The following is a 24,378-nucleotide window of genomic DNA, read 5'->3' on the forward strand; positions in this document are numbered from 1 at the left end:
AGGTGATCGCCGGGTCAGCCCAGGTGATCGAGGACCCGGTCGAGCGCCTCGGCGGTCCGCTCCGCACCCACAGCCAAGGACAGTCGCACCGAGCGCCAGCCGTCCACGGAGTCGAAGTCGTCGCCGGGGGCGAAGGCCACGCCGGTCGCGTCGAGGAGGTCCTCGCACCACTGGGTCGCCGTGGCGAACCGGCCGCCCGAGCGCTCAAGGATGTCGTCGATGCGCGCGTACATGTAGAACGCGCCGTCGGGTGGGGCCATGTCGGTGAAGCCGAGGTCCGCGGTCGCATCGAGCACGTGGTCGCGGGCGCGGGCGAATGAGGCGACAGCGGCCTCGCACTCGGCATAGGACTCCGGATCGAACGCGGCGACTGCGGCATGCTGGGCCGGCACCGGCGCACACAGGGCGAGGTTGCCGGTGACGTTCTCGGCGGCCTTCGTCAGTCGTTCGGGCAGGATCGCCCAGCCCAGCCGCCAGCCGGTCATCGCCCAGTACTTCGAGAACGATGAGATGACGATGGCCTCGTCGTCGTGGGCGAGCGCGGTCTCCCCACGGGTCCCGATGTAGCTGATGCCGTGGTAGATCTCGTCCGAGATCACCTGGACGTCGTGGTCGCGGCACCAGGTGATGAGCTCGCCGAGGTGGTCGGCCCCGATCATCGTCCCCGTCGGATTCGCCGGGGAGGCGAGCATGAGGCCCTTGAGCGGGGCCTGGGCGTGAGCGGCCTCGAGGAGGTCGATCGTCGGTTGGAATCCGTGCTCGGCACCGCAGTCGAGTTCGACGATGTCGGCGCCGAGGGCTGCGAGGATGTTCTTGTACGCGCCGTAGCCGGGTCGGGCCACGGCCACCCGGTCGCCGACGTCGAAGCAGGTGAGGAACACCGTCTGGAAGGCACCGGAGGAGCCGGTGGTGATCTGGATGCGGTCGATGGGGATGTCGATGCCGTACCAGTCGCGGTAGTGTCCGGCGATCGCCTCGCGCAGTTCGGGGATGCCGAAGACCGCCGAGTAGCCGAGGTTCGTGCCGTCGGAGAGGATCTGGGCGGCACGGCGCTTGACCGGGCCGGGAGCGCCCTGGGTGGGTTCGCCGAGGCACATCGCGATCGTGTCCCGCCCGGCCCGCTGCATCGCCTGGACCTTGCCGACGATGTTCATCGCCGCGAACGGCCGTACGAGTCCGGCCCGGTTCGAGACGGCGAGGCCGGGGGTGGCGGGGCCGGGGGTGGCGGGGTCCGATACCGCGGCATCGACCCGGCTGGGGGCGTGGGTGGTGTCGGGGTTCATCGTCCGCTCGCTTCTTCGGGCGCCGGGGCTCCGGGCTCTGTGGCTCCGGGCGCGGTCGCTTCGGGCCTGGTGGTTTCGGCCTCGCGGTCGTCGGTGCTGGCTTGCGAGGTCGGCTTCTCCCGCGGGAGGCGGCCGAGGATGTGGAATTCGGGGTTCGGCCGCATTCCTGCGACCTGGGCCATGCGGTTGGAGAGGCCGAAGAAGCCGGTGATCGCGGCGATGTCCCACGCGTCTTCGTCGTCGAAGCCGTGCAGGGCCAGTGCGGCGTAGTCCGCCTCAGTGATCGTCCACGGTTCCCGGCAGACCTTCATCGCGAAGTCGAGCATGGCCTTCTGACGTGGAGTGATGTCCGCGTGAGCGTAGTCGAGTGCGACTTGGTCGGCGATGTAGGGGTCCTTCGCGTAGATGCGCAGCAGGGCACCGTGGGCGACGACGCAGTAGAGGCAGTTGTTGACCGCCGAGGTGGCCGTGACGATCATCTCCCGGTCGGCCTTCGTCAGGCTGCCGGTCTCCTTCTCCATGAGGGCGTCGTAGTAGGCGAAGAACGCCCGGAACTCGGCGGGCCGACGGGCCAGGGAGAGGAACACGTTGGGCACGAAGCCGGACTTCTCGGACACGGCGAGGATGTGGTCGCGGATGTCGTCGTCGACCTCGGCGATGTCAGCCAGTGGGTATCGCATAGTGCACATGCTAGCTGTCGTGAGTTCGCGGGGCTTAGGGTGAGGGCTGATGGGCACGTGGGCGGCGATGGTGCCGCGGGTGTCGGAGAAGTGAGGAGCAGAGGCGATGGATGCGGAGAACACGGGAGCTGCCGGCAGTGCAGATGCAGGATCCGGCGACGCCAGCGCCACTGACACGGGGGCGACCGGTGAGGTGCAGCTCGACAACGGGATCTTCCGGGTGACGCGGTGGACGATCGAGCCGGGCGGAGTCATCCCCATGCACCGCCACGAGCACGAGTATGTCGTCGTCCCCATGGTCACCGACTCGATGCACGTTCAGAACTCCGACGGCACCGAGCTCACCGCCGACCTCCAGGCCGGCGTCTCCTACACTCGGCCGGCCGGCTCCGAGCACGAGGTCTCGAACCCCGACGGCGACGACGCTGTCATCTTCGTCGAGATCGAGCGCCTGTAGCGCAGGGTGCTTCGAGCCGCCCGCGACCGGGCGCAGACTGCCGTCCGCTCGGGAATTTCGGACGCGCAGTGTCGATTCGGGTCGCGGAAATCGTCACTCAGCGTCCTTTGCCCAAGCGAAGAACGAGTGCCGCGGACATCCCGGCTCGGGTCTACGCGCTTTCAGCGCGGCTAGGTCGTCTCACCGCCGCAGTCTCGATCGGTACCAGAGGACGACAATCGCCAAGCCGATGAGAATGAACAGCGCCATGACGCCGAGGAACGCGAAGACTTCGGGCATTCCCTCTTCTCCTTCCGCGGCAGTCCGAATCGCGACGACGAAAGCTGCCGCAGTGAGGACGGACCAGGCGAGTGTCCATCCGAGGCCGATGCCGAAGACGATGTGGTCCCAACTCAGTGGTCTGCGCGGTGCTGGGCCGTGCTCGACATTCAACCCATCGGGCCTTGTGTGGTCTGCGGTGGGTCCTGAATGGCGACTTGCCGTGTCGTCACGACCAGTGTCGTCGTCCGGTGAACCGATCGCGCTTGCCCGCGTGTCAGGGGAGACTTCACCATCTCGCGCGCCCTCAGTAGCGGTGGCCTCCAAAGCGGTGTCCACGGTGTCTGAACCGTCGAAATCGGCGGAACTCGAGAAATCTGGGCCCGCGGGCTCGGGCTCTCGTCGCACTGGTGCTGAGTCGAGCAGCGCGAGGACTGTTCCACCGGAATTGATCCGGTCCGCATAGTCGAGCAGCGCGTACGTCCTCGCGACAAGAGTCTGCTCAGCAGGCTCAGCGGACGTGACGACAGCAGCGAGCCCGTCGACGTCCTCACGGATCGCGCTGATGAGCATTCGCGCTGGGAAATCGGGTTCGAACGCCAGTTGCTGAATCGCTTCCAGCACCTCTTCGACGCACCCCGAAACCTCAGACTGACGATCATCGAGGTTCGCCGAGCTGTCCTCCCACAGCATCGGATAGGTGGGCTCGAAGTCGTCGTCCACCGCGTCGGCGAGCTCGTTGAGCATGAGGAGCTCTCTGCTCTTCCTTCTTCTGCGAAACATGGGGAACTTTCACTATCGATCTGGCAGACTGCCGTCCGCTCGAGAGTTTCGGACCCGCAGTGTCGATTCGGGTCGCGAAAATCGTCACTCAGCGTCCATTTCCAGTCGCGAAGCGGCTGAACCCGGACCTCAGGCCGGCACGTCCCACGTGTGCACGGGTCGTCCGCTCGCCTGGTTCTCGAGGTACGCGTCCATCATCGCCTTGAGCGCCTCGCGGCGTTCGGGCGAATTCGGCCGGCTGCCGGGTGCCAGTTGGTCGAGCATCCGCAGCTGCCACGTCGCCCCGTTGGCCTTGCCCTCGGCCCGGCCTTCGATGATCGACATGTACTCCTCGATGACGTCCTTGTCGATGTTCAGCCGTCGCAGCCCGCGGCGCGCCTGCGGGATGAGGACGTCGATGACGAGGTCCGAGACGGCGATGTGACCGATCTTCGGCCACGTCACCCGCGCGGTGATGCCCTCCTTGGCGCACGCGAAGAAGTTCTCCTCCGCCTCGGCGAAGGACATCCGCGACCACACGGGACGGTTCTCGCCGACGAGGAACTCCGCGAGTCCGTAGTAGAAGGCGGCATCGGCGACCATGTCCACCGGGGTCGGACCGGCCGGCAGCAGACGGTTCTCCACGCGGATGTGCGCGCCGTTGTCGCCGGCATCGTAGATCGGCCGATTCCACCGCCACACGGTGCCGTTGTGGAGGTTGAGCTCGAAGAGCTTCGGCGCATCGGCCTCGCTGAACTCGACGAAGTCCTTGATCTCCGGCAGCAGCGGCGGGAAGTAGCGGACGTTCTCCTCGAAGAGGTCGAAGACGCTGGTGATCCACCGCTCCCCGAACCACACACGCGGACGCACACCCTGCGTGACGAGTTCGGGAGTGCGCGTGTCGATCGACTGCCCGAAGACGGGGATCCGGGACTCGTGCCAGAGCTTGTGCCCGACGAACAGCGGCGAGTTCGCGCTCACCGCCACCTGCGCGGCGGCGATCGCCTGGGAGGCGTTCCACGCCTCGGCGAACTTGTTCGGCGCCACCTGCAGGTGCAGCTGCATCGACGTGCACGAGGACTCCGGGGCGATGTCGGCGAACTCCTGCCGGTACGTCTCCTCGCCGTCGAGCTCGATCTTGACGAACTCGCCGCGCGCGTCGATGACCGAATTGCTCAGCGCCTCGTACCGGTTCTCCTCCGTCATCCACGGATCGTGCTTGAGGAACTGCGTGGTCAGCGTCGGCAGCGTCCCGATCGAGGCGACCCTGAGCCCCTTCGCCTCGGCGGCGCGCTTCGCCCGGGCCAGGCGGTCGGCGACACCCGACTCGAGCGTCTTGAGCCCGCGCCCCGCGACCTGGAGGACCGGGTGGTTGAGCTCGAGGTTGAACCCGCCGATCTCCGACTGGAACTCATCATCGAGGTCGCCGAGCACCTCCTTGTTGCGCAGGCTCGGCTGATTGTCCTCGTCGACGAGGTTGAGCTCGAGTTCGAGCCCGATCGTGCCCGCCGACTTGAACTCCGCATGCCGCAGGTACGTGTCGAAGAGCTCGAGGTTCTCCGCAAGCTTCTCGCGGTACAACGTCCGCTCTTCCGGTGTGTACCGTTTCGAACTCACTGCCTCACCCATGCCTCAAGCAAACCACAGACATCGCCTGTTGTGGCCGGCCGCCCCGGGACTTTCTTCGACTCGCCGAGGCGGTCGCCCCGCTGTGCGATCCGGACAGCTGCCCTCCCGGCTGGGGTGCCGCCGTAGAATCGGCGCATGTCGACCTCTGTGAAACCCGCCACGCAGCCCTCTGACCTCGTCCGCGACGCCGAGGAGCGCCTGCCGGACATGCTCGCCGACATCGCCCGCGTCATCACCCTCGAGACCCCGTCGGCCGACAAGGACGCCGTCGCCGCCGGGGCCGCCGACTTCGCGGCACTTCTCCACGAGCGCCTCGGCGCCCAGCCTGAGATCCTCACAGTCGACGGGGTCGCGCATGTCCGCCTGCGCTTCGGCGACGGTCCCCCGCGCGTCGTGCTTGTCAACCATCAGGACACCGTGTGGCCGCATGGAACCCTTGAGCGCCTGCCGTTCTCGACCGAGGACGGCATCCTCCGCGGACCCGGCAGCTTCGACATGCTCACCGGGGCGATCATGAGCGTGCACGCGGCGGCGATCCTGGCCGACCGCCTCGGCGAGGGCGGACTCGAGGGTCTGTCGATCCTCGTCACCGGGGATGAGGAGGTCGGGTCCGTGACCTCATCGGATCTCATCCGCGCCGAGGCGGCCGACGCTGCCGCCGTGTTCGTCATGGAGGCGAGCGCGGACGGTGCACTCAAACTCGAACGCAAGGGCACCGGGATCTACACGCTGATCTTCCGCGGGAAGGCCGCGCACGCCGGGCTCGAACCGGAGAAGGGCGTCAACGCGGGCATGGCGCTCGCGCTCACCCTCCCCCTCATCGCCGAGCTCGCCGACGCCGAGGCGGGCACCACGGTCGTGCCGACGACGATCACCGCGGGGACGACGTCGAACACCGTCCCCGCCGAGGCGCGCGTCGACGTCGATGTCCGTGCCCGGACCGCGGCCGAACTCGAACGCGTCGACGCAGCGATCCGCGCCCTCGCCGCGAACCCGCGGCTCGAAGGGTCGACGACCGAGGTGATCGGCGGAATCAACCGACCCCCGTTCGAACCCGAGCGCTCCGCTGAGCTCTTCGACCGGGCGACCGTGCTCTCAGCCGACCTCGGCATCGCGGCCCCTCGCGGGGTGGCCGTGGGCGGGGCCTCCGACGGGAACTTCACGGCCGGTGACGGGATTCCCACGCTCGATGGCCTCGGCGCGGTGGGCGATGGTGCGCATGCCGAGCACGAGCATGCGATCATCGCCGAGATTGCACCGCGCACCGCGCTCCTCGCCGCCCTCATCGCCGATCAGCTGGGGCGCTGAGGACTTCAGCACTCAGTCCACGGGGTACCCGGCGGCCCGCAGCTCCTCAGGCGTCTTCGTCGTCAGCAGCCAGTCGCGCAGGTGCGGATCGGGCACGATGCGGCCCCGGTGGGTGAGCCGGTCGGTGCCGACGAGGTAGAAGCGGTAGCCGAACTCCCCGAGCACGGCCATGAGTTCGCCCGGGTGCGCCCGGTCGGCGAGCACCTCGCAGAGGATGTCCGGCCGCAGCGCGCCGAGGAAGTCCCGGCCCCAGCCGAGCACGTCGTTCTCCGCGCCTTCGACGTCGATCTTCACCGTCACCCGCGACGTGCCCGCCGGCAGCTGCGGCAGGAGTTCGTCGAGCGAGGTGAAGCGCACCTCGACGCCCACGGCGAAGTCCATCGACGCGGCGTAGAACGACGGCAGCGCCGATCCGCCGTCACCGGTGGGCACCCGCATCGTCTCCCCGGGCCGCCCGACCCCGGTGGGATGGATGCTCACCCGGTCGCCGAGGCGGTTGCGGGCGACGTTCTTCTCCAACCCGGCGACGACGGCGGGGATGATCTCGAAGGAATGGGCGATCGCGGTGGGGTTGGCCGCGAGGACGGCCATCGTGAACACCCCGGTGTAGGCGCCGATGTCGACGAACACCTCGGCGTCTCTGCTGAGATCGACCATGAGGTCGAGGGCGAAGGCGTCCTCGGGTTCGGTCCGCCGGCCCTTGCCCCAGTAGAACTCCTTGGCGATCTCGCAGCGGAAGGGATCGACGAGGACGAAGTCGGCGCCTCCGGCACGGCCGGCCACCTCGGTGAGGCCGATCGGGGCGGGAAGCCGGCCGACCTTGATCCCTCTGATCCGGGGCGCGACGGCGCGCATGAGGGGGTGGAGGATCGGCTGGGCGAGGGCGGCCTTGATCGGGAGCTTGAGCCCGAACCACGACTGCTTCCGGGCGGTGAGGCTGCGGAGATAGTCGTTCACGGTGGGCCCCTTCCCTCGCGTGGGCTCTTCGGGCCACCGTATCAACGGGTGGGGCCGCTGACCACCGATCGAGTGCGAGGGCCTAAGCTGGTGACCGGTGTCACCCGTCCCCCGCAAGCGAAGCAGGAGCCCCGACCGATGAAGCTCGTCTCGATCACCCTTCACCAGGTGTCCATTCCCCTCGTCACCCCGTTCGAGACCTCGTTCATGCGGGAGACGGAGAAGGACTGCTACCTCGTCGAGGCGACCTTCGACACGGATCGCGGCAGGATCACCGGGTGGGGCGAGTCGGTGGCGATGATCTCCCCGCTCTACTCCTCCGAATACGTCGCCGCGGGCATCGATGTCACCCGGCGGTGGCTCGCCCCGATCCTCTTCGGCGTCGAGGATCTCACGGCCGAGACCGTCGGCTGGCACCTGCGTCACGTCGTCGGGCATCCGATGGCGAAGTCTGCGCTCGAGATGGCCGTCATCGACGCGCAGCTCCAGGTCAGCGGGCAGTCGTTCAAGTCCTACCTCGGCGGGGTCGTCGACGCCGTGCCCTCGGGGGTGTCGGTGGGCATCCAGGACACCGTCGAGGAGACGGTCAGGGTCATCGGCGACTACCTCGACGAGGGCTACGCGCGGATCAAGCTGAAGATCAAGCCGGGCAAGGACATCGCGCCGGTGGCCGCCGTACGTGAGGCCTTCGGAGACGACTTCGGGTTCCAGGTCGACGCGAACGCCGCGTACACCCTCGTCGATGCGGCTCACCTGCGCCGCCTCGACGACTACGGACTCCTCCTCATCGAGCAGCCCCTCGGCGAGGCCGACATCCGTCAGCACGCCGAGCTTGCGAAGCTCATGGAGACTCCGATGTGCCTCGATGAGTCGATCGTCTCCGCCGAGGCGGCCGCCGACGCGATCGCGCTCGGCGCAGCGGCCGTCATCAACATCAAGCCCGGCCGCGTGGGCGGCTACATCGAGGCGAAGCGGATCCACGACCTCTCCGCGGCCAACGGCGTCGCCGTGTGGCACGGCGGAATGGTCGAGACGGGCCTGGGCCGGGCCGCGAACGCCGCCTTGGCCTCGCTGCCCGGCTTCACCTTGCCCGGTGACATCTCCGCCTCGAGCCGCTTCTTCCACGAGGACATCACCGAGGAGATCGTCATGCACGACGGCATGGTCGACGTCCCCGACACCGTCGGCTTCGGCGTGTCCATCGACCCGGGCAAGCTCGAGAGGTTCCGCACCGAGGCGATCGAGATCCTCCCGCAGGGGTGAGGGGCGGGGGCGTTGGTCAGGTCCCTACTGGCCGAGTCCGACGACGCACCGACGGACGCTCGCCCGCCCATATGCGCTCCGACGCCGCATACCGGTCTCAGGATCCGCTCAGCAGCATGTCCAGCACCGACTGGACCTGCGGCGCGGGTGACGCACTCATATTGGAGATCATCTGCGCACACGAGGCGACCAGGGTGACGATCAGCCAGACGGCGATGACGATCGCCAGGATCTTCAAGGCGAGGAAGATCTGCCTCTTGAGCCGCGCACGCTGCTCCATGGTCGGTGGGACGGATTTCCGTTCCGGGAGCTGGAACTGAGGCATCTGCATCAAGGTCTCCTCACAAGTCGTCTTTGGCTCGGGCAACGGTCTCGAGCGCATCGTCTGCGCGGTGGCTCAGGGTCATCGCCGTGGTGACGAGCGGAACGATGAGTTCGCGTTCGATGCGGGCGGATTGGGCGTCGTTCCAGGTACCGGAGATCGTGCGCATGGCCGCCTCCAGTGTTCGCCCGACTTGGTCAATCGTCATCGGCGTCTCCTGCGAAGCGAATGGGGATGGTCTCCGCCGCGATCGCGATCAATGCCCGCAGCAGCGGAGCACCGGAGACAAGGGCTCCCGTCTCCGGGTCGAGCACCACGGGATTCGCGAGGATGAAGTCGACCATCGCCCGGAACGAGTGCGGACCGCTCAGTCCGTCGCGGGCATCGCGGGCGTCGAAGTAGTCAGGGTGCGGATTGCGTCGGAACATTGCGGCGCCGCCGGTGGACCACCGGTGAGCCACCGCGGTGAGCGCAGCCGCACTCTGTTCTCCGTCGGAGTCCATGGCACCGATGTCGGCGAAGGCAGGAACCGCGGCCGGGTCGAAGGCGAGGAGCTGCACCGACTCGATCGCGGGATCGACGAGCAGCCGTTTCCAGTCGACCGCAGTCTCCCCAGCCTCGCCGCCGGACGACGCAGCCGGCGGCAGGGAATCCGACGCAGCACCGTCATGGTCGCCCATGGACGCTGTCGACCTCACGGTCAGGTTCGAGCGCGGCGGCGACCCCGAACTGCTCAGATACGCACCCAGCACATCCTTGAGGATCACGACCTTGGTCATCGCGGCGAGCGCAATCGCCGTCTCTGCGGCACGGGCAGCGCTGACCGATGAGCGGTAGTCGTTGAGCGCCGAGCGGATCCTCGAACGGGCGGCTTCGCTGCGCTCTCTGAGTCGGCGGCAGCGGTGCTCCTCGGCCTCGGCTTCGCGTTCGATCGCGCTGGCGGAGTCGAGCTCGCCGCTCGCCCTCGACACTCGCCCCTGAGCGCGGGACACTGCAGAGCCGCGGTACCTCGGATCCTGGTTCTGAGCGGAGGCGAGCTCTGCACGGGCCGCACTCAGCTCCGCTTCCGCCTCCCGTCTCCTCGCCTCGGCGCGCCGATGTTCGTCGATCGCCTCGTCGAGGTCACGGCGACGACGCGCCACGGCCTCATCGGCTTCGTCGGAGCTGGCCGCAAGCGAGCGCTCGACCGCTCGAGCGGACTCGTCGAACCCGGCCCGGTACGTGGCCAGGCTTCGCGACAGGGCCTGCAGCGCCCCGACGCTGGCATGGACTCGGTCGGCGGTCATCGTCCGAGGAAGTCCCGCAGCTGCCGTGCTTTGAGGTCGACTTCGCGGGAATGGTCGAAGAGCTGGTCGGCGAGCTTCTTCAGCCCGTGCGTCGCATCGTGCACGTCGTGATCGATGCGCTCCTTGACCCGGTCGTTCCAGTCGATGGTCCGCAGGGTGAACTCGAGCTCCTTCGCCAGTTTGATGACGTTCTCGCCGTTGGTGCGCAGGCGCCGCGAGAACGCTTCGAGTTCCGGCGCATTGGCATGGACGCGATCACTCATTTCACTGCTCCTGTCGGCAGAACTGTCCGAATCCACTCCGGGTCGGAGAGGACGTAGGGAAGGTACTTCGCGTGGGTCCCGGTATCGATGTCGTAGTGGATCATCTGCCCCTGGTCGGGTCGCACTCGCACACTGGAGGAGGTGAGTTGGGCGATGTCCTCCGCCGACATCGCACCGATGAGCCTTGTCGAGAACTCGTGTTGGAGCTTCCTGCTCATCCGCGACTCGACCGCCTGGTACGAGTCCGCGGCGACGATGACATGGATGCCGACTTCCGGCCCCTCGGCGGCGATCTTCTCGAGCTGCTCGTGCAGCGAAGTCGTCGGTTCGTCGTCGAAGCTCATCGACCCCGAGTAGCTGTTCGGATCGAGGTCTCTGGCCTTCTGAACGCCGAGGAGGGAGAGGATGAGCGGTGCTGAGGTGAAGTCCTGTTCGTCCTGGCGTCTGTCGAGTTCCGCGAGCACAGCGCCGAGGCGCTCACCGGCGGTCCGCGCGGTCGAGAACGTCGCCGTGCCTTCGGCTTCCAGCCCGGAGATCACGTCTCGCAGCTCCTGGGTGATGTGGGAGAACGCGACGATCTCATGGGTGGCGAACGGATTCGAGGATCGGGCCGAGAGCCACAGACCGGAGAGTGTGCCGACCAACTGCTCGGAGGTGTTGCGATCGACGTGGAGGACGTTGGCGCCGACTTCGCGCCTGAGCTCGACGGTCAGCTCGGAGTTGAGCGAGAAGGCGGTCCCGGGTCGCAGCGAGAGCGGCTGCCCCGTGGCTCCGCGGTCCTTGCGTTCATTGAGTGCGAAGACTCCTCGTGGCTCCTCCTCGAGTCGGGCCAGCGTCCCCGACTCGAAGATCCGCGGCGTCCTGAGGAATCCGCTGTCGTCGGCCTTCGCGCGGAGCGCTTCCAAGCGCTCCTTGCGCTCGGGTTCCCCTTCGAAGGCACCGTTGAAGGGAATGTTGGCGGATTCCCGCCCGGAGGCATTGTTGAGGATGCCTTCACCTCGAGAGCTGATGAGCTTGTGCGCCGGGTTGTGATCGTCCATCACCGTCATCGCGTCTTCGGTCGAGCTCGGAAGCAGGACCCGCACGTTGAGCAGCTGCAGCGACTGCTTGTTGATGGCGATCATCCCACTCAGCGTCTGTGAGCTGAGCACGATGTGGATGCCGTGGCTGCGCCCCTGCTTGATGATGAGATCGAGGGCCTTGGCCGCTTCCTGGCCGATGCGATCGTCGTCGTTGAAGAGCACTTGGAACTCATCGAAGAAGACGACGATCCGGGTGAGATCCCTGCCCGATCTCCGGTATCCCCCGATGTCGGCCACATGGGCTGCTTTGAACTCGGCCGCTCGCCTCTTGAGTTCGGTGACGATCGAGTCGAGGACGTTCATGCCGAGCTCGCGTTCGCTCTCGACCGCGATGCAGGCAGCATGCGGGAGACCCTTGTCCGCGTAGTCGGCGAATTCGACTCCCTCTTTGAAGTCGAGCAGATACAGCTCGAGTTCGTCGGGACCGTACAGTGTGGTCAGACCGGCGAGGATCGTGTGGATGAGCGTCGACTTTCCGGACCCGGGTCGACCGACGATGAGCGCTCCGGTGAGATTGCCCGAGTCGAGGCGGAGGAACGCGATATCCGTGGCACCGGACCGACCGATCGGAGCGACGACGCTGTCGCCGGCCGTGTTCGCCCACCAGCTCGACGGCTCGTCGAGCGCGGGTACGGTGAGGCCTGAATCCAGCTCGGTTCGGGTCCCCGCGGCGACCACCTCGGCGAACTTCCCGAATGTCTTCGACAGGGCCGTGTCGATCTCCAGACTCCTCGACCGGCCTCCCACCGCCCTGACGATGCGGTCGACGATCGTTCCCCCGGGCCCTTCGCCGAGGGTGCTGGCCGGATCGGAGCCGAACCCCCACAGGAACGCAGAGTCCGTTTCCGGGGCGTTCGCCGACGGCGCCAGATCTGCGTCGAGGAGGAGGGCCGAGTCCAGGGGAAGCCGGTCGAGATCGATCCGGCGGAAGTCGTTCTCGTCGACATCCGTGTCCGCGGTGATGAAGGTGAAGACACCGCATTTCGGTCCGTGCTCGATGATCCGCTGAAGCTGATGGAGCATGTCGTCATCGAAGCGATGCGGAAAGTCCTGCACGATGAGGACCCGGTAGGCTTCCGCCACTTCACCGGCAGCTTCGTTGTACTCGGTGAGAGACGAGTACGTGCCTCGCAGGTATTTCTGGACGACGAGTTCGATGTGCGTGGTCAGGGAGCTGAGAAGGTCTTTGATCCCCTCGGTCTCGCTGCGCACTTTGTCGGAGACGAGTTCGCTGTTGTATTCGCCGAGCCCAAGGAAGCGGGACACGGCGTTGCCCATGCCCATCGGATCGATGACACCCACTCGCAGACTCCCCGCGGGGAACGAGCACAGCGTCCGGGCCAGGAAGTTGCGCACCACTGCCTCGAGAAGCTCGTTCGACGTCTCTGCCCGAGAGTAGGGCAGGACAACGGTGCCGGCGGAGCGAAGATCTCTCAGGTAGGGCACCTCCAAGGGTGTGGGGCTCTGCTCATTGAGTATCGAATTCTCGTATCTGACCAGTCCGATGAGCTGTGGGACGACCTCGGCCGGCGGTGTCCAGTCGTCGAAGTCCCGAAGCTCCCAATGGACCTTGGCGCCGGGACCGATCCCGGCCATCAGTTCGACGAAGCTGTCCTGGATCCGGGAGACCTCCTGTGCGACGTCGTTGCCGATGCGCCCCAGTTCGGCCCGGTAGCGAGCGTTGTGTTCGAGCTCGGACTCGTCCCGACGTGCTCCCTCTGACTCGCCCTGCCGCGCGAGGTCGTGGGCCTTCGTGACGCAGTGCAAGCGGCAGCCTTCGTAGACCCGCAGAGCACGCTCGAGCCTGTTCCGCGGACCACGGGTGAGCACGCGGCGAGCGTCGAGTTCGCGTCGGAGTCTCTCAATGTCCTCTTTGGCCGAATTGATCGTCACGGAATTGAATCCGACACCGCCGTTCTCTGTCTCCGTATACGGAACATCAACCGGTTGGATGTCGTTGGCCTGATGAATGGAGGAGAGGACCGCCCACGCGCGATTCGAACCGGAGAGGACATCCTGCAGCCACCGCTCGAGGTCCACCGCCAGCGACGCATGTGCCGACATCACCGTGCGGATGCGTTCGACGGAGGCCGTCATCGACTGGTCATCGTCATCCCAGCCGCCTCGCTGACCACGCAGTTCGATGATGCGACGACTCGCTCCGGTCGATTCGGCCAGGAATCGCTCGAGCAGTTCGTCCGCAGTGGCGGCCTCATCCGGCGTCGGTTCCGCAGCGTGCATATGACGAGCCTTCCTCAGTGACGGCAATCACGGTTCATGCTCATGAGCCTACAACTTCTCACATAGTTTGTGAGAGGCGAATGAACTTTATTCGACGACACTCTCTATTCATCTCATCGCACGCTTCAATTGAAGTTTCTACAATTGAAATATCAATATTATTTGCGCGCGGCGTTCGCCGTGCTTCGTCTGGCTCGTCCCTTCCCTGTGATCATCAGCCGCGCCGTGGCCATCAGGCATCATCGCAGTTCTGCGACGGCATGCCTGGCGTTCGTTGACCGCACCCGCGTCGGGTCCGCTCGTGGATTCGTCACCGCAGGAGAGACTGCGCCGATGACGACGAAGCGCCCGACTTCATCGTCATCGGCGATGAAGCCGGGCGCTGCTGCCGAAGGTCCGAACTGATCCGTCGATCAAACCGATCAGCACCGGGCGCCTCTCAGCCGACGGCGGCCCCTCAGCTGTGGGTCTTCTTCTCTGCCGCAGCCTCTTTGGCGGTGTCGAACTGGAACGTCGAATGCTCGATCGAGATGTTGAAGTGCTTGGCGACGCAGTCCTGGAGGTCGGCGAGGATCTTCGGCGCGTGTCCGTCGTAGAAGCACTCATCGGCGAGGACCACGTGCGCTGTGAGCACAGGCAGGTTCGAGTCGATGCGGGTGACGTGGAGATCATGGACCTCTTCGACGTGGTCGACCTCCTCGATGTGCTTCCTCACGTCATCGAGGTCGAGCTGCTTCGGTGCCGACTCGAGGAGGATCGAACCGGTCTCCTTGAGGATCGCGAAGGCGCGCGGCACGATGAGGGCCGCGATGACGAGGGCCGCGACCGCATCGGCACGCGTCCAGTCGAAGAGCCAGATCGAGACGGCCGCGACGATGACGGCGACCGAGCCGAGCGCATCGGCGATGACCTCGAGGAACGCCGCCTTGAGGTTGAGCGAGGCGTCCTTCGACGAGGTGAGGATGAGGATCGAGACGATGTTGCCGGCCAGTCCGACGACACCGAAGATGAGCAGCTCGGGACCCGGCACCTCGGGCGGGGCGAAGAATCGGCGCACGCCTTCGATGAGGCTGTAGATGCCCAGGCCGAGCAGCAGGGTCGCCTGAGCTCCGGCGGCGAGCACCTCGGCGCGCTTGAATCCCCAGGTCTTCTGGCCCTTCGGCGGGCGGGCGACCAGGGTCGCTGCGAACAGCGCGATGCCGAGGCCGATGAGGTCGACGGAGTTGTGCCCCGTGTCGACGAGCAGAGCGAGCGAGCCCGTCCAGATGGAACCGAAGACCTGGAACGCGAAGATCACCAGGACGATGCAGAACACGATCGCCAGGCGCTTGCGCGACCCGGCCTCGTGCGAGTGGTCATGAGACATAGGAACTCCTTTCGAACTCACATTAACATATGCGCATGTGTTTATAAATCGGACCTGAGTCTGGGTGGATCATGAACGCTCCCGCGATCGTTCTGCAATGGTAAGCGCCTCCGTGGAGGATCCGACTCGAATCCTGGGTGAATATCGAGTCGGATCCTCCACGGAGGCGCGTGAAGAGCTGCCCGCCGAGGTGGTCCCGCCGGGGTCAGGTCACTCTGGCGGGGTGTCCTTGCCGGGCTGGTCGCCGTCGGAGTCCGAAGTGTCGTCGTTCGATGCCGAACCGCCGGCGGCCGGTCCACTGGCCGAACCGCCGCTTCCCGCACCGCCGCCGGTCGAACCCGCGCCCGTCGGCCCTCCCGTGCCACCGGCCGTCGACCCGCCCGCAGCGCCGCCGTCGCGGCGGCGCAGCGCTTCGTCGATGTAGGCCTGAACGTCGATTCCGGTGGCGCGCTTGACCTCGTCGCCGATGTGCTGGATGTCGATGCCGCCGTCGGGATCGAGGAAGTCAGCGGGGTCGAAGCCCGCCCACTGACCGCTGTCCCACTGACCGCCGCGACCTCTCGCGCCCGGGCCGCCGCGACGCTGAGCACTGCCGTCACCGCGCGAACGACGTCCGCCGGGAGCACCGCCTCGGCGCCCGGCGTCGTCATCGTCGGCGAGCCGACCCTCGATCACCTGACCGGAGCCGGAGCCCGAACCATCCGAGCCCGAACCGCCGGACCCCGAACCCCCGGAGCCGTCACCCTCAGCGTCGTCGGCGTCTCCGGACGAGCCCTGCGCGCGATCGACGAGGTCGGTGAGGTCGATGCCCGTCGTGCCGCGGACGACCTCGAGGACCTGCGCGAGGTTGTTCGACACCGAGTTCGCGAGCTTCGACTCGCCGTCGGTCGAGACGATCGAGAGGTCCTTGATGTTCGAGTACGGTGCGACGAGCTCACCGGCGATGTCCGGCAGCACTTCGAGCACCTTCGAGAGGACCGCGGCGTCGTTGAACTTCTTATACGCCTCGGCCTGCGCCTCGAGGGCACGGGCTTCGGCCTCACCGCGGGCCTTGATGGAGTCGGCTTCGGCCTGGCCTTCGAGGCGGATCGCCTCGGCTTCCTTCGACCGGCGGTGGAGTTCCGCGGCCGCCTCGGCGCGACCCTGTGCTTCGATCTCGTACGCCCTGGCATCGGCGGCGGCCTGCTGCCGGTAGCGTTCGGCATCTGCGGGGCGACGCACCTCGGCGTCGAGCTGTTCGGCGCGCAGCTCGGCGGCTTCCTTCGCCACGACCCGATCGCGTTCGAGCAGCTTCTGCTTCTCCGCGGCGGCCGCGAGCGGACCCGCGTTGTCGGCCGTCGCCTGCCGCTGGTCGGCCTCCTCCTTCAGGGCCGCGCGACGCAGCGCGAGCTGCTGCTGCTGTTCGGCGATCGCCTGATCGGTCAGCGCCTGCTGCTTCTGCGTCTCCTCGTTCTGCTGCGCCTCCTCGACGGCCGCGGCACGGGAGGCGTTCGCCTCGGCGATCGCTGCGTTCTTCGCGACCTCGGCGGCCTGCGGGCGACCCCAGTCGCGCAGGTAGCTGCCTTCGTCCTCGACCGCGGAGATCTGGAAGGTGTCGATGACCAGACCCTGGTTGTTCATCGAGTGCGCGGACTCCTCCTGCACCTGCGCGGCGAACGACGCACGGTCCTGGATGATCTGCTCGACGGTGAGCGTGCCGACGACGGCGCGCAGCGTACCGGAGAGGATCTCCTTCGAGTAGTGGTCGATCTGATCCTGCTGATCGAGGAAGCGCTGTGCCGCCTTGCGCACGTCGTCGTCCGTGCCGCCGACCTTGACCTGTGCGACGCCGCGCAGCTTGAGCGCGATGCCGTTCTTCGAGATGCCGTCGATCTCGACGGAGATCTGCCGCGAGGACAGGGAGAGGATGAAGGCCTTCTGCACGACCGGGTAGACGACCGCGCGCCCGCCGATGATGATCCGTCCCGAGCCCGACGCCCCCGAGGCGTTGCGGCCGGTGATGATGAGGGCCTCCGAGGGGGAGGCGATCTTGTACGACCGAAGGATGACGATGAGGGCGATGATGACGACTACGACGATGACGCCGATGCCGACCACGCCGAGCATGAGGTCCATGAGCGGGCCTTTCCGTGACTCGTGAAGGGGTGCGGCGGACCGACGCGGAGTCGCCCCGTGCTCACCACCCTATCGGAGGCGCTCAGGGATGCCCAGGGTCATTCCTTTCGATGATCCCAGGTGAGAGGCTCGCCGAGGCGGCCCTGCGTTTCGGTCCGCAGGTACCGTCGCGTCTGGGGCCGGGTCACCCCGCCGAGGCGGGCCTCATCGCCCCGGACTCAGACGACGCGTGCGGTGCCGGGTCACCCCGCCGAGGTGGGCCAGATCAGCTTCCGGGAGGGCCGACGATGAGGAGGCCGGAGAAGACGACGATGACGACGACCACGCCGATGCCCGCCGCCAGGCCGGGTGAGCGGATCGCCCATGCGCACAGCTTCTCGAGCGGACCCCGCGGTGCACGGCCGTCGCGTCCCAGACCCCAGCCGCCGTCGAGGGCGCCGGCGCGGTTGGTCGCGATCTCAAATGGGATCGTCGCGAACGGCACGACCGCCGAGACGAGACCCATGAGGAGCCTGCCGATGCCCCACTTCTGCGAGATGCCGACGAGGATGACGACGAGGACGAAGCAGAGGAAGACGAAACCGTGGATGCCGCCGCCGATGCGCACGCCGATCTCGGTCGTCTTCGTCACGTACTTGAGGAACATGCCGGTGAGCAGAAGGGCCCAGGTGACGGCTTCGGCCACGGCGAAGAAATTGAAGAGCTTCTTGGGAGTCACGGAACCCCATTGTGCCGGGCGAACTTGAGTGAAGCCTGCGCCGCGCACTGCGCGCAGTCCCGGCAGACCCCGTGCAGACATGGACACGCGGGCCGGCGAACTTGTCCAGTCACCGGCCCGCGTGGCTTCGGGGTTGTGTTACTTCAGGCTGCCTGCCTTCCGGCGGCGTGCCCCCATGGTCATGACCACACCGAGCACGATGAGCGCTGCGGCGGAGGCGATGAGCGGGAGTGCCTCGGAACCGGTGCGCGGGAGGTCTCCCCCGCCGCCAGCCCCGGGATCGTCGGCGCCGGCGGCGACGACTTCGAAGGACCCGGTGAGGGGATCTCCGCCGTCGCATTCGACGGTGACGTCGTACTTGCCGACGTACTCAGCCGACTTCGACTCGTCGAGTCCGCGGACGCCGAACTTCGCGACGCCATCGGCACCCACGGTGGCCGTCTGCTCGAACTCCTTGATCTTCCCGTTCTGCGGGGAGACCGTCATCGTCGCAGTCGTCCCGGCCGTGCAGCCGGTCGCCGTGACCTGGACGCCCTTGTCGGAGACGAAGTCGTTCTCATCGACCTTCTTCGGGTCGATGCTCAGACTCCGCTCGACCGGATCGTCCGTGGGAGTCTCCGTCGGGGTCTCCGTCGGCGTGCTCGTCGGCGTCTCGGTCGGGGTCTCCGTCGGAGCCTCGGTGAGATCGTAGGCGAGCGTGTGCACGGAGTAGGCGATCGCCGGTCCGAAGATGTCGAGGGCCTCCTTGCTCATGTTCTCCACCGTGTCGGTGGCCTGGTGGTAGTTCGTGTCCTGAGGCTTGCCGGCCTCACCACCGAACCACTCGACCTCCTGCTCGGTCTTGATCTCGTCCGCTCCGGAGAACAGACCGCTGACCGGGATGCCCGCGTCGAGGAAGGCCTGGTAGTCGGAGCGACCGGAGAACTCGGTGCCGACGTTCTTCTGATCGTTGTCGGCGAAGTAGTCGGTGAAGACCTTCTCCAGCTCGGCCGAACCGTCGGGCACCGTGATGCCGTCGGGGATCGGGACGTCGGAGCCGTCGGAGTCGAGCGTGCCGACGACGTAGTTGTCCGAACCGATCATGTCGAAGTTCATGTACGCCTTGACCTTCGACAGCTCCTCGGCGCTGAGGCTCTCGACGTACTTCTCCGAGCCGACGAGTCCGACCTCTTCGGCTCCCCAGAAGCCGAAGCGCACGGCGTTGTCGACCGGCGTCGGCTGCTTGGCGAGCGCCTCGGCGGTGGCGAGGAGCGCCGCCGAACCCGAGGCGTTGTCGTTGGCCGCAGGACCGTCGGGCACACCGTCGAGGTGGGCGCCGAACATCTGCACGTTGTCCTTCTTCCCGGCCTTCGTCTCAGCGATGACGTTCCATGTCGTCACCGTCTTGTACTCGGTCTCCAGGGTGAAGTCGGTGGCCGGGGCCTCCCCTTCACCGGCGGCCTGAATGGCCTCGAGGAGACCGTTGCCGAGGTTGTAGGTCGTGCCCACGGTCGGTGCGCCGTTCTCGATGCGCGCGCCGAGGGTGGCGTTGAGCTCCTCGTCGGGAGCGTCCTTGGTGTTGTTGTAGATGATCACCGCGGCAGCCCCGGCGTCGGTTGCGGCCTGCGCCTTTTCCCCGAAGGTGCAGGAGCCGCGAGCGACGAGGACGACCGAGCCCTTGGCCGAATCGTCGTAGTCGCTGGCCTTGCAGCCGAGCTGACCGCCGGCCAGATCCGAGTAGTCGTCGTCGACCGGCAGGACGAGCGGCAGACCGGTCAGCGGCGCCGAGGTGCCCTCGGTGTAGCTCGCCGGATTGACGGCGATGTCCTTGCCGTCGACCTTGACGGCGACGGTGCCGTAGGTCTGGTCCTCGACCTCGAACGCCTGTCGCGAGATGTCGTATGCGCCGGTGGCCTCGAGCGTCTGCTCGACGTACTTCACAGCCTCCTCGTAACCCGGTGCGCCGAGCGCCCGGTAGCCCGTGTCCTTGTTGGCCACGGAGATGTCGGAGAGCTTCTGCACCTGCTTCATCACGGCGTCTCCGGTGACGCCCATGTCGGTGTGCTCTGTCGGTCCCGCGGTGCCGGCGGCCATCGCCGGCGCCATGCCTCCGAGGACCAGTCCCGCGGCTGCGGTGACGGCCAGAGAGGCTCTGATGCGTAACTTCATGGAGATCCTTTCGCTCCTCACAGTGCCACGCGAATCGCTCCCACCTCATGGGCCGTCGGACGTGCACGACCCTGCACGCTGGTGAATGCGCAGACTTCTCGGCACCCCGCGATGGTCGCAGGGGTGCGGTGCGCTCGGTGCTGGGAGGGTCTGACTCTGTCGCTTCGCCGAGTGCTTCGCCTTTGGTAACGAATCACAAACTTCTATAACGAAACGGTGACACAACTCACATAGTCCATCAATTTAGCCGATCAGAACGCCCGTTAGGTCACGACTTGATAACAAACCACATTTAAGCAGTTGCGCAAGTGTTGAACTCACGGGCGGGTTCCGCGTAGAATCAGACCAGTGAGCAACCAGCATTCCCCGATTCAGACGCAGTCCGAACCACCCGATCGCCGCACCATCCGCCGGTGGCAGCGCTATCTGGCCAACGAACGCCTCGAGGAACGCGTCTACCGCGATCTCGCGCAGCGCCGCACCGGCGAGGACCGCGAGATCCTCCTCGCCCTGGCCACCGCGGAATCCCGGCATCAGCAGCACTGGATCAGCCTCCTCGGCGAGCATGCCGAACGCAAGCGCACCCCTGACCTCGTCACCCTCTTCCTCGCGTTCTTCGGCCGGCTCTTCGGCTCCGTGTTCATCCTCGCGCTCGCGCAGCAGTCCGAGACGAGCTCGCCGTATCAGGACGAGGTCGCCGCGTCCCCGGAGATGGCTGCCGATGAGCGCATCCACGCCGAGGTGGTCCGCGCCTTGGCCGCCCGGTCCCGCGCCAGGCTCTCGGGCAACTTCCGCGCCGCCGTCTTCGGCGCCAACGACGGCCTCGTCTCCAACCTCGCCCTCGTCCTCGGCGTCGGCGCCGCGGGCGTGTCGAACACGGTCATCCTCCTCACCGGCATCTCCGGCCTCCTCGCCGGCGCACTGTCGATGGGGGCCGGCGAGTACATCTCCGTGCGCTCCCAGCGCGAGCTCCTCGACGCCTCCATGCCCGACCCGGAGTCCCGGCATGCCCTGGCCGATCTCAACATCGATGCGAACGAACTCGCCCTCGTCTTCCGTGCGCGTGGGATGGATGCCGCCGAGGCGGAGGCCAGGGCCCACAAGACGATCGCGCAGGCGAAGTCGACGCAGGCCCCGCAGCTGCCGAGCATCGACGCCGGCGTCGACCGCGATGCCCTGGGCACGGGCATCGGCGCGGCGGTCTCGAGCTTCTGCTTCTTCTCCTCCGGCGCGCTCATCCCGATCCTGCCCTACATCTTCGGCATGTCGGGTCTGCCCGCGGTCTTCCTCTCCGCCGGCCTCGTCGGCATCGCGCTGCTCTTCACCGGCGGCACGGTTGGCCTGCTCTCGGGCAAGGCGCCTGGGCCGCGGGCGCTGCGGCAGATGGCGATCGGCTTCGGCGCGGCCGCCGTCACCTATGGTCTCGGCCTCCTCTTCGGCATCTCGACCGCCTGAGAACGCCGCACGGTCAACGACTGCGCAGGCCGTCCGAGACCGCACCGGCAGCCCTGCTGCCTGGGACCATCCTCACTTGTCGTCACGGTCTCCCGTCCGGAGTGCCGCGACCGTAGACTGTGGACATGACCGAAGTCCTCGTCCTCATCGATCCCGGCACGGCGACGATCACGTCCGCCCCGCTCGACTCCCCCCAGCTGCCGGTGACGGATCTCTCCGCCCACCGCGGCGACGGAGTCTTCGAAACCGTCCTCGTCCACGTCGACCCGACGACGAAGGAGCCCACCGTCGTGTCCCGGGAGAGGCACTTCGCCCGGTTCCACTCCTCCGCCTCGGCGCTGGACCTGCCCGAACCCGACCGCAGACTCTGGCGTCAGGCCGTCGACACCGTCGTCGCGGAGACGATCGCAGCGAACCCGGGCATCACCGAGTTCGGCGTGCGCTACTCGCTCTCCCGCGGCGGCGCAGCCCCGCGCGGTTGGGCCTTCTCCGTGCCCATCGACGAGTCCCTGACCACCGCACGGGCCGAAGGTGTGCGCGCGGTGAGCATCGACCGCGGGTACCCGGCATACCTCGGCCGCAGCGCTCCCTGGCTGCTCATCGGCGCGAAGACCCTGTCGTATGCGGTCAATCAGGCCGCGATCCGCCACGCGAAGGCCCAGGGCGTCGAGGAGGTCCTCTTCGTCTCCCACGACGGCGTCGTCCTTGAGGGTCCGACGTCGAACATCGTCATCCGCCGAGGCGACCACCTCCTCACCCCGGATCCGGCGGCCGGCCTGCTGGCGGGGACGACTCAGCGGCTCCTCTTCGACCATGCCGGTCGGCTGGAGCTGCGCGCGGACTTCGCCGATCTCAGCCTCGACGACGTCCATGCCGCTGATGGCGCGTGGCTGGTGTCCTCGATGCGCACGGCCGTGACGCTGCGCGAACTCGACGGCAGGGAGCTGTCGCGGGACGAAGCGCTGACGAGGGAGTTCCAGCGGATCATCGCCGCCGGGTGACCTGCTCCTGACAGCTCGCCGTCGGCGCCCCATCGGAGGACTCCTGCGCGTCGTCGATGCGGGGCACGGCCGCGGCTAGGATGAGGCCGAGGATCGACGCCCCGCACCCGGTGAGCCAGAGCACCCAGAAGGCAGGGGCGAATTCGGGGATGAGGCCGAGGATGAATCCGGCGGCGCCGAGCACGAAGAGACCCGTGATGACATAGCTCTTGCGCCTGCACAGCATGGACTCCACCTCTCCTCTTCCGTGACCCACGCTAGCGACGGCGGAGAATCGGCACATCCCACAAAAGTATGAAATCGACGGGCCTGCGATAGTGTGGGCACCGAGGATTCCTCGACTCGGCGACGCGTGCGCTCGCCCCGAGCACTTCGGACGAAAGGACACGGGCATGGGAAAGCTCGCTTGGCAGATCATCGGCGTCGGAGCACCCATCGTGGCGGCGTTCGCGGCCCGCAAGGCGCTGACGTTCGCGTGGGAGAAGTCGACGCACCGTCCCGCACCGTCGAACCCCGTCGATGATGAGATCTCGATGTCCGAGGCGCTGGCCTGGACGATCGTCTCCGGTGTCGGCGTGGCCGTGGCTCAGCTCGTCGTCCAGCGTCTGGCCGCGAACACCGTGCGCAAGAACTTCGGCGACGAAGCGCTGCCGAAGAAGTACCGCAAGCAGATAGCCGAGGGCGTCGACTGACGACTTCGCAACCGAGGACCCCGGGAGCCGACCATGTCATCGGCTCCCGGGGTCCTCGGCGTCTTCGCACTCGCCGAGGCAGTCGCTGCCCTCAGCCGGCGGAGTCGTTCCTAGCCGTAGAGCGAGTCGAGCATCGCGGCGAGCTCGGCCGCATCGATCTGCCCTGGCGCTGACGCCTCCCCCATCTGCGCGAACGTCGCACAGGTACCGAAGTCCCCGCCGAGGATGCGGCTGGCTCTGCCCATCCGACCCATCGAGATCCCGAGAACGGGGCGATCGAGGCCCGCGTCCGCCTCGGCGGTGGCGCGCAGGAGATCGGCGACGTCGGTCGGCGAGATCGGCATCATGGCGATCTTCACGACGTCCGCACCGGCTTCGGCCATGCCGGTGAGCGTCTCCACCATCTCCTGCACACCGTCCGTGGACGCGAAGTTGTGCTGGGAGGCGACGACGCTCTGCCCATGTGCATGCGCTGCGTCGATGAGCTCGCGTGCATGGGTGCGGGCGATCTCGACGTCGACGGCAGGCGCGACCCGGTCGGCGACGACCCGCCGGACCACCTCGGCGTAGTCGTCCTCGCTGACATCGGCGACACCACCCTCGAACCCCGAGCGCAGGGTGATGAGCACCGGCAGACCCGCTTGGGTCACATCCGGGGCCAGCGAGGTCACCGCCTCGGCGACGGCATCGACGACGACCGGGACACCATCATCCGCCGCATCGGACGCCGGCCCCGCCTGACCGACGGCGGCGACGAGGGGGTCGATGCGCCATTCGATGACGTCGGCAAGGCCGCTGGCAGCGATCCGAGCGCACTCCTCGGCGAGGGCCGCGGACTCGGTCTGCTGGACCGGGATGATGACGGCGGGTCGGCGAGGATTGCGGGCGTCGTCGAGGAACGGCAGAGGCTTCATCCTCCCCACAATAGGGTGCCCCGCCGATGACGGCGCGGGCGTCTCATTCAGTCGGACAACGTCCGCGGTGGGCAGGTCGAGTCAGCTGCGCAGGGCAGACCAGATCGACTGCGGCGAGCCTGGAGACGCAAACGAACTTACAAGTCAGTGAGCTTTACAGATCAGTAAACGCAAATAA

The 24,378-nt window shown here is 67.1% G+C and carries 22 protein-coding genes; 6 read left to right on the top strand and 16 right to left on the bottom strand.

Annotated features, from left to right (window positions below; all coding sequences use genetic code 11):
* Positions 1–14: 14 nt before the first annotated feature.
* Positions 15–1,154 (bottom strand): pyridoxal phosphate-dependent aminotransferase, encoded by a 1,140-nt coding sequence (locus tag AACX88_RS01410; RefSeq protein WP_339391544.1) that lies wholly within the window; start codon positions 1,152–1,154, stop codon positions 15–17.
* Positions 1,155–1,279: 125 nt separating this feature from the next.
* Positions 1,280–1,963, bottom strand: a complete 684-nt coding sequence (locus tag AACX88_RS01415; RefSeq protein ID WP_339391307.1) for a peroxidase-related enzyme — start codon at positions 1,961–1,963, stop codon at positions 1,280–1,282.
* Positions 1,964–2,069: 106 nt separating this feature from the next.
* Between AACX88_RS01415 and AACX88_RS01420 the strand changes: the two genes are divergently transcribed.
* Positions 2,070–2,420 (top strand): cupin domain-containing protein, encoded by a 351-nt coding sequence (locus tag AACX88_RS01420; RefSeq protein WP_339391308.1) that lies wholly within the window; start codon positions 2,070–2,072, stop codon positions 2,418–2,420.
* Positions 2,421–2,600: 180 nt separating this feature from the next.
* Here AACX88_RS01420 and AACX88_RS01425 read toward each other — a convergent pair whose 3' ends face one another.
* Entirely contained in the window at positions 2,601–3,425 is an 825-nt protein-coding gene (locus AACX88_RS01425; protein ID WP_339391309.1) for a hypothetical protein, read from the bottom strand.
* A gap of 165 nt (positions 3,426–3,590) precedes the next feature.
* Entirely contained in the window at positions 3,591–5,069 is a 1,479-nt protein-coding gene (locus AACX88_RS01430; RefSeq protein ID WP_422614399.1) for a glutamate-cysteine ligase family protein, read from the bottom strand.
* A 135-nt stretch (positions 5,070–5,204) separates the two neighbouring features.
* Between AACX88_RS01430 and AACX88_RS01435 the strand changes: the two genes are divergently transcribed.
* The gene (locus AACX88_RS01435) at positions 5,205–6,377 is read left to right on the top strand and encodes a M20/M25/M40 family metallo-hydrolase (RefSeq protein ID WP_339391311.1); all 1,173 of its coding nucleotides are present in this window, start codon (positions 5,205–5,207) and stop codon (positions 6,375–6,377) included.
* A 12-nt stretch (positions 6,378–6,389) separates the two neighbouring features.
* Here AACX88_RS01435 and AACX88_RS01440 read toward each other — a convergent pair whose 3' ends face one another.
* Positions 6,390–7,334 (bottom strand): FkbM family methyltransferase, encoded by a 945-nt coding sequence (locus AACX88_RS01440; RefSeq protein ID WP_339391312.1) that lies wholly within the window; start codon positions 7,332–7,334, stop codon positions 6,390–6,392.
* 138 nt (positions 7,335–7,472) lie between these two features.
* Between AACX88_RS01440 and menC the strand changes: the two genes are divergently transcribed.
* The gene (menC, locus tag AACX88_RS01445; RefSeq protein ID WP_339391313.1) at positions 7,473–8,597 is read left to right on the top strand and encodes an o-succinylbenzoate synthase; all 1,125 of its coding nucleotides are present in this window, start codon (positions 7,473–7,475) and stop codon (positions 8,595–8,597) included.
* A 97-nt stretch (positions 8,598–8,694) separates the two neighbouring features.
* Here menC and AACX88_RS01450 read toward each other — a convergent pair whose 3' ends face one another.
* The 9 genes from AACX88_RS01450 to AACX88_RS01490 form a co-directional block, all read right to left on the bottom strand.
* Positions 8,695–8,928 (bottom strand): hypothetical protein, encoded by a 234-nt coding sequence (locus AACX88_RS01450; RefSeq protein ID WP_339391314.1) that lies wholly within the window; start codon positions 8,926–8,928, stop codon positions 8,695–8,697.
* A gap of 10 nt (positions 8,929–8,938) precedes the next feature.
* On the bottom strand, positions 8,939–9,127 hold the full coding sequence (locus AACX88_RS01455) for a hypothetical protein (protein ID WP_339391315.1): 189 nt from the start codon (positions 9,125–9,127) through the stop codon (positions 8,939–8,941).
* The gene (locus AACX88_RS01460) at positions 9,117–10,205 is read right to left on the bottom strand and encodes a hypothetical protein (RefSeq protein ID WP_339391316.1); all 1,089 of its coding nucleotides are present in this window, start codon (positions 10,203–10,205) and stop codon (positions 9,117–9,119) included. The genes AACX88_RS01455 and AACX88_RS01460 overlap by 11 nt, the downstream gene beginning before the upstream one ends.
* A complete protein-coding gene (locus AACX88_RS01465; RefSeq protein WP_339391317.1) occupies positions 10,202–10,468 on the bottom strand; it encodes a hypothetical protein in 267 nt (88 codons plus the stop codon). The genes AACX88_RS01460 and AACX88_RS01465 overlap by 4 nt, the downstream gene beginning before the upstream one ends.
* Positions 10,465–13,791: an FtsK/SpoIIIE domain-containing protein gene (locus tag AACX88_RS01470; protein ID WP_339391318.1), complete on the bottom strand. Its 3,327-nt coding sequence runs from the start codon at positions 13,789–13,791 to the stop codon at positions 10,465–10,467. Before AACX88_RS01470 ends, AACX88_RS01465 begins: the two co-directional genes overlap by 4 nt.
* Before the next feature lie 457 nt (positions 13,792–14,248).
* Positions 14,249–15,157, bottom strand: a complete 909-nt coding sequence (locus tag AACX88_RS01475; RefSeq protein ID WP_339391319.1) for a cation diffusion facilitator family transporter — start codon at positions 15,155–15,157, stop codon at positions 14,249–14,251.
* A 210-nt stretch (positions 15,158–15,367) separates the two neighbouring features.
* A complete protein-coding gene (locus tag AACX88_RS01480) occupies positions 15,368–17,272 on the bottom strand; it encodes a flotillin family protein (protein ID WP_339391320.1) in 1,905 nt (634 codons plus the stop codon).
* Between the two features lie 265 nt (positions 17,273–17,537).
* Positions 17,538–17,990 (bottom strand): DUF3817 domain-containing protein, encoded by a 453-nt coding sequence (locus tag AACX88_RS01485; RefSeq protein WP_339391321.1) that lies wholly within the window; start codon positions 17,988–17,990, stop codon positions 17,538–17,540.
* A gap of 138 nt (positions 17,991–18,128) precedes the next feature.
* On the bottom strand, positions 18,129–20,138 hold the full coding sequence (locus AACX88_RS01490; RefSeq protein WP_339391322.1) for a M20/M25/M40 family metallo-hydrolase: 2,010 nt from the start codon (positions 20,136–20,138) through the stop codon (positions 18,129–18,131).
* 348 nt (positions 20,139–20,486) lie between these two features.
* Here AACX88_RS01490 and AACX88_RS01495 point away from each other — a divergent pair, with 348 nt between their 5' ends.
* Both AACX88_RS01495 and AACX88_RS01500 read left to right on the top strand, forming a co-directional pair.
* The gene (locus tag AACX88_RS01495) at positions 20,487–21,593 is read left to right on the top strand and encodes a VIT1/CCC1 transporter family protein (protein WP_339391323.1); all 1,107 of its coding nucleotides are present in this window, start codon (positions 20,487–20,489) and stop codon (positions 21,591–21,593) included.
* A gap of 125 nt (positions 21,594–21,718) precedes the next feature.
* Entirely contained in the window at positions 21,719–22,594 is an 876-nt protein-coding gene (locus AACX88_RS01500; protein ID WP_339391324.1) for an aminotransferase class IV, read from the top strand.
* On the opposite strand, the gene AACX88_RS01505 is transcribed toward AACX88_RS01500, so the two are convergent.
* On the bottom strand, positions 22,578–22,820 hold the full coding sequence (locus AACX88_RS01505) for a hypothetical protein (RefSeq protein ID WP_339391325.1): 243 nt from the start codon (positions 22,818–22,820) through the stop codon (positions 22,578–22,580). The genes AACX88_RS01500 and AACX88_RS01505 overlap by 17 nt on opposite strands.
* Before the next feature lie 166 nt (positions 22,821–22,986).
* Between AACX88_RS01505 and AACX88_RS01510 the strand changes: the two genes are divergently transcribed.
* Positions 22,987–23,286: a DUF4235 domain-containing protein gene (locus AACX88_RS01510; RefSeq protein ID WP_339391326.1), complete on the top strand. Its 300-nt coding sequence runs from the start codon at positions 22,987–22,989 to the stop codon at positions 23,284–23,286.
* 110 nt (positions 23,287–23,396) lie between these two features.
* Here the strand turns inward: AACX88_RS01510 and aroD are convergent, their stop codons facing one another.
* Positions 23,397–24,200, bottom strand: coding sequence for a type I 3-dehydroquinate dehydratase (aroD, locus tag AACX88_RS01515; protein WP_339391327.1), 804 nt, complete (start codon positions 24,198–24,200; stop codon positions 23,397–23,399).
* Between the last annotated feature and the right edge of the window lie 178 nt (positions 24,201–24,378).

Origin of the sequence: Brevibacterium metallidurans, from assembly GCF_037101285.1 — a bacterium.
In the GTDB taxonomy this organism is placed as follows: domain Bacteria; phylum Actinomycetota; class Actinomycetes; order Actinomycetales; family Brevibacteriaceae; genus Brevibacterium; species Brevibacterium metallidurans.